The organism is Microcystis sp. M_QC_C_20170808_M9Col, from assembly GCF_007095495.1.
Classification (GTDB): Bacteria; Cyanobacteriota; Cyanobacteriia; order Cyanobacteriales; family Microcystaceae; genus Microcystis; species Microcystis aeruginosa.
In genome coordinates, this window is sequence record NZ_SFBZ01000329.1 from 1 (window position 1) to 5239 (window position 5239).

Genomic DNA, 5239 nt, shown 5'->3' on the forward strand with positions numbered 1-5239 from the left:
AAGCTGGCGATCGCTGACTAGAGTGTGACACTTCATAATTCTTAGTAATCGCTAAAAGTCTTACTATACAAGGGCTAGAGCAACTTTTGATTTCAACGACCAGGGTGCGGAATGTGGGCGGTATTGACTTTGGCAGAGGTAGCGGAAGTAGAACCGATCGCCTTCCAAGTGATCGTACCCAGGTTAAATCCTGCCGTTGTTAATTGCGTAGCAAGAGCGCTTCCTGTTACCTGACTGGTAACAAAGTTATTGTAGTCGTTGATGTTGGTGCTTGTTGCATTCCGTGTGCCGTCAGTGACAAACACCAAGCGAAACTGGTCGCCCGGATTCAAGCCGGGGGGTACGACCACCAAAGCAGCTTGTGCCGCACTGGTTCCCAGAGTTGCCAGGGCAACCCCGGCGGAGACAATGCCGAGTTGTAATTTCATAACAAAGGGTTAATGGTAATTGATTTGAGTGCGTGACATTTAGATTTGGGTTAAGCGATAGGGCAACCCAAAACAATGACAAGCGAATGCTCAAAGACAAAATACACACTTCCCCCCCCGCGTTGTATCAAAAGCTACAATTTAATAAATATTTACATTTCTTTCCCCTAGGGCTTGCGCCCCTTGTATATTGGAGAAGTGGTAGGGTGTCAGCCTTTTCTTCGAGAGGATTTGCTGATCACCAGAACCCCAAGAGAGCCATCTGATCACTTATAAACTGTTGACTATCCAAATTACTCGTTGAGACTGCATTAGAGGTAAATATTTCATGAGCCAAACCATCACACCTTCTTCCTTAAAAGCTAGTTTAGCCCCCAATCCCACTAGAGCAGCAACGGTGGACGATGGGGGAAATGTGCTAGGGGAATTTCTGCAAGAAACTCTGGCCATGACTAAACGTCTGTTCATCCAATTACAACGTCGTCCTTCAACCCTAATCGCGGGGGTAATTCAGCCCTTTATGTGGCTGATTTTATTTGGGGCATTGTTTTATAAGGCTCCCCAGGGTCTATTCGGCAACGATCTCAGTTATGCTAAATTTCTCGCCCCCGGGGTGATTGTCTTTACCGCTTTTTCTGGGGCCTTAAATGCTGGTTTGCCGGTAATGTTCGATCGAGAATTTGGCTTCCTTAACCGTCTCTTGGTAGCGCCTTTAACCACTCGTTACTCGATCGTGGCCGCTTCTACCATCTATATTATCGCTCTCAGTTTCATCCAAACCGCCTCGATCGTGGCCGCTAGTGCCTTTTTAGGGGCAGGATTGCCCAGTTTAGCCGGATTAGGTGCGATCGCTTTGATTGTTTTCCTAATAGTTTTGGGGATGACTGCCTTAAGTCTCAGTTTAACCTTTGCTCTGCCCGGACATATCGAATTAATCGCCGTCATTTTCGTCACCAATTTACCGCTTTTATTTGCCAGTACCGCCCTCGCTCCCTTAAACTTTATGGCAGATTGGTTACAAGTAATCGCTAGTCTCAACCCTCTCACCTATGCGATCGAACCGATCCGTTATATTTATTTCAATCAGCACTGGTCTTTTGATAGCATAGTCTTACAAACCCCTTGGCTTGACCTCAATTTCTTGACAGTTTTAGGCCTACTCTTAGCTTTTGATCTGCTAATCCTTTTAGCAATTCAGCCCTTACTTCGTCGTCGTTTTGCTTAAATCAGTTATCAGTTATCAGTTACCAGTTATCAGTTTACTGTTCACTGAAAAGCCTACAACTTTCTCACCACCAAAAACTAGACAATTTTCTGAGGAGTTAGTCAGATTATGAATACTCAAAAAATGTTAATCAAATCGTCTTTATTCCTAGCTACTATTTTATTAGTCGGGGCTGATTTTAATCGGCAAGTGTTAGCTCAAAGCTTGAACCCCAGTCAGCCGGATTATCAAAAAAATGAACGTAGTTCCGATGGCAGGGATGATCTCGGTGGTTTTAATCCTTTAGACTTGATTCATAATAGTAATTTTCGTCGTAGCCGGGACGGATCGGAATTTCAGGAAGACACCCTCAATAATATCAACGAAGCGGCCGAGGAGTTTAAACGCAAACAAAGAGAACAACTAGAAAATCTGCAAAATCCTGCCCCAGAAACCAAATAAAACCCTTTTTTTTGAGTAGCTAGACACAATTAATTGCACATAAGTAGGTAGGTATTGAAAACTTTCAGATGCCCCCCTTATTAAGGGTAGATCCCCCCGCCTATCGGCACCCCCCTTATCAAGGGGGGCAGGGGGGATCGAACCTAAAATCCATTTTTAATTTAATTATAACCAGCTACATATCTAATACTAAATCTGGTTATTAAAAACTGATTATCTATTGCTCCTTTTGCCTATTGCCTATTGCCTTTTGCCTGTCCTCATAAGTAGCCTATACTCAACGGATTTAGTATAACTACCTCTTACCCCCCCAATCCCCCCGACATCGGGGCGGCTTACCTATTGCCTTTTGCCTCTTGCCTCTTGCCTATCCTAACCAGGAGGTTGATTTTGTTCAATGCCCTAGTATATATGATCGCTAAGGGCAGATGATCTGAGAAAGACCGATAACTGAAGAGCATTGGGGGGTTTATCTTACACGAATTTATATTAAACTTAGGATTGGTTTATTGAATTATCGTCTTATTAAAACTGTGGAAGTAATGGAAATCGGGCAAAAAGTCAAGGTCTGTCGCTTAAGAGACCGCGTTAACTCGGATGTAGCGGGTAAATTGGGTAAAGTGGGTGTCATCAAAAATTTTAAGATGACCGATGGCAGCGGTGTTGGTGCTGTTGTCCAGTTCGATGATAAGACCGCTACTTGGTTTTTTGAGGATGAACTCAAACTCATCTAAATACAACGCTTAGGAATTAATTATGTCCTTAATTTTGACCTTTTTGGGCAAGGGGGGCAGCGGTCGCAGTACGATAGCGATCGCTTCGGCGAAGAAAATGGCTGGTCTGGGGTCAAAAGTTCTCTTGATCGGTCAAGATTCCGGTCCTGCTTGGGGATTACTCCTCAAGGCCTCCCCTAGCTCCTCCATTACGGAAATTGCCCCCAATCTCTCGGTTGTGCAGCCTAGTAGTACACAGTTACTAGAAAAAAGTTGGGAAGAAGTCAAGGAACTGGAAAAGCAGTATTTGCGTTCTCCCACCTTGAAAAATGTTTATGGTCAAGAGTTGGGCATTTTACCCGGAATGGATCAAGCTCTAGCTTTAAATTTCCTGCGGGAACAGGATAAAAGCGGAAATTACGATGTCATCATCTACGACGGCAGCGGAGATATCAACAGTCTGAGAATGTTGGGGATTCCAGAGGTAGGTGGCTGGTATTTACGGCGTTTTCGGCAGGTTTTCAGTGATTCCGAGATTGGTCGCACCCTTTCTCCCTTTTTCCAACCGATCGCCGCTGCCGTGCTGAATTTCTCCTTTAATCCCGATGGTTTGGGGAAGAAGGCCGATAATAACATTTTAGACGAGGGACGCTCGGCTTTAGCCGATCCTCGGCGGGTTTTAGCCTATCTAGTCACCAATGATGATCCACTTGCGATCGCAGATGCCAAATATCTTTGGGGTGGGGCGCAGCAAATCGGTTTAAATGTGGGGGGAGTGATTTTTAATCGCTGTCAGAGTGCTACGGAGGATTTTGCCCCGCTGCCGGCTGCGATTTTACCCGACCGTCAAGGAGAAGATTGGCAGGAATTAATCGCCGAGTTACCCAATTTTCTCACGGTGCAGCCGCCCAAACCGTTAATAATCGATACGGCAGCCGGTCAGGTCAAGGTTTATTTACCCGGATTCGAGAAAAAACAGGTAAAACTGACGCAATCGGGTCCAGAATTAACCATCGAAGCCGGGGATCAACGGCGTAATATTGATGTACCACCGCCTCTAACCGGACGAGCGGTAAAAGGGGCCAAATTCCAAGACGGTTACTTAATTATTTCTTTTTAAGGGATTATGTCGAACACCGAGATAGAAAACAAGGATAATCGAGGCGCAAAAACTCGCCAGTTATTGGGCATGAAAGGGGCCTCATCGGCAGAAACCTCCCTCTGGAAAATCCGCTTACAATTGATGAAGCCGATCACTTGGATTCCCCTAATTTGGGGGGTTGTCTGTGGGGCTGCTTCATCGGGGAATTATACTTGGTCTTTAGAAGATGTCTTAAAAGCGGCCACCTGTATGTTACTTTCCGGTCCATTGATGACCGGTTATACCCAAACTTTAAATGATTTTTACGATCGAGAAATCGATGCAATTAATGAACCCTATCGTCCGATTCCTTCGGGGGTGATTTCTATTCCGCAAGTAGTCGGCCAGATTTTGGTTTTATTAGCGGCTGGGTTAGGAATAGCTTATCTTCTCGATCGCTGGGCCGGTCATGATTTCCCGATCATGCTCTGTTTAACCCTATTTGGTTCTTTTATCGCCTATATTTATTCAGCGCCGCCTTTAAAATTAAAACAAAATGGTTGGCTGGGAAATTATGCCCTCGGTGCTAGTTATATAGCATTACCTTGGTGGGCAGGTCACGCCCTTTTTGGTCAGTTAAATGGGACAATTATGATCCTAACCCTCATCTATAGTCTGGCGGGTTTAGGCATTGCTGTAGTTAACGACTTTAAAAGTGTGGAAGGTGACGAAAAATTAGGCTTAAAATCCTTGCCAGTTATGTTTGGAATTACCACCTCGGCTTGGATTTGCGTGATTATGATCGATGTTTTTCAAGCAGGAATTGCGGGCTATCTCATTAGTATTCATCAGAATCTTTATGCCGCTATTTTACTGTTATTAATTATCCCTCAGATTACTTTCCAAGATATGTATTTTCTGCGAGATCCGCTCAAAAATGATGTCAAATATCAAGCCAGCGCCCAGCCTTTTCTAGTGTTAGGAATGTTGGTGACAGGTTTGGCTTTAGGTCAGGGGATACTCTAAAAGATTGTAATTAATAAAAACAGGAAATATCCAGTTTATGGGACATTATCGCCTTGAATTGGGCTTCTGTTTACGGTAACTTGATCAGTCAAGAGGGGTGAAAATAGATTTTCGGTTCGATCCCCCCTTAATCCCCCCTTGATAAGGGGGGTGCCGATCCCGCCTTGATAAGGAGGGTATCTGACAATTTTTAATACCTACCTACTTAGGGTTTGCTGAAAAAGTTTTTCCTGGGGGCAGGGTGTGGGGTGTGGGGTGTGGGGTGTGGGGTTTTACCAGTTTTGAGGTGGCCAATTACCTAATTTTCAGGGAAAAAGTGCCTAAA

At 44.6% G+C, this 5239-nt stretch carries 5 protein-coding genes and 1 pseudogene; 5 read left to right on the plus strand and 1 reads right to left on the minus strand.

The features are described 5' to 3' along the window. Window positions 1–119: 119 nt before the first annotated feature. Window positions 120–428, minus strand: a pseudogene (locus tag EWV68_RS21025) (PEP-CTERM sorting domain-containing protein); the annotation flags it as partial. 328 nt (window positions 429–756) lie between these two features. On the opposite strand from EWV68_RS21025, the gene EWV68_RS21030 reads away from it, so the two are divergent. The 5 genes from EWV68_RS21030 to chlG all read left to right on the plus strand — a co-directional run bounded on the left by EWV68_RS21030 (window position 757) and on the right by chlG (window position 4914). Then, window positions 757–1653, plus strand: coding sequence for an ABC transporter permease (locus EWV68_RS21030; protein WP_002799574.1), 897 nt, complete (start codon window positions 757–759; stop codon window positions 1651–1653). Between the two features lie 108 nt (window positions 1654–1761). After that, window positions 1762–2094, plus strand: a complete 333-nt coding sequence (locus EWV68_RS21035) for a hypothetical protein (RefSeq protein ID WP_287170932.1) — start codon at window positions 1762–1764, stop codon at window positions 2092–2094. 542 nt (window positions 2095–2636) lie between these two features. Next, window positions 2637–2828, plus strand: coding sequence for a cytochrome b6f subunit PetP (gene petP, locus EWV68_RS21040; RefSeq protein WP_002742483.1), 192 nt, complete (start codon window positions 2637–2639; stop codon window positions 2826–2828). Window positions 2829–2850: 22 nt separating this feature from the next. Next, the gene (locus tag EWV68_RS21045; protein ID WP_287170933.1) at window positions 2851–3927 is read left to right on the plus strand and encodes a Get3/ArsA fold putative tail anchor-mediating ATPase NosAFP; all 1077 of its coding nucleotides are present in this window, start codon (window positions 2851–2853) and stop codon (window positions 3925–3927) included. 6 nt (window positions 3928–3933) lie between these two features. After that, a complete protein-coding gene (gene chlG, locus EWV68_RS21050) occupies window positions 3934–4914 on the plus strand; it encodes a chlorophyll synthase ChlG (RefSeq protein WP_061433156.1) in 981 nt (326 codons plus the stop codon). Window positions 4915–5239 lie beyond the last annotated feature (325 nt).

Coding starts and splice junctions, on each gene's coding strand:
- petP (WP_002742483.1), top strand. CDS start 2,637: ATGGAAATCGGGCAAAAAGTCAAGGTCTGTCGCTTAAGAGACCGCGTT.
- EWV68_RS21045 (WP_287170933.1), top strand. CDS start 2,851: ATGTCCTTAATTTTGACCTTTTTGGGCAAGGGGGGCAGCGGTCGCAGT.
- EWV68_RS21030 (WP_002799574.1), top strand. CDS start 757: ATGAGCCAAACCATCACACCTTCTTCCTTAAAAGCTAGTTTAGCCCCC.
- chlG (WP_061433156.1), top strand. CDS start 3,934: ATGTCGAACACCGAGATAGAAAACAAGGATAATCGAGGCGCAAAAACT.
- EWV68_RS21035 (WP_287170932.1), top strand. CDS start 1,762: ATGAATACTCAAAAAATGTTAATCAAATCGTCTTTATTCCTAGCTACT.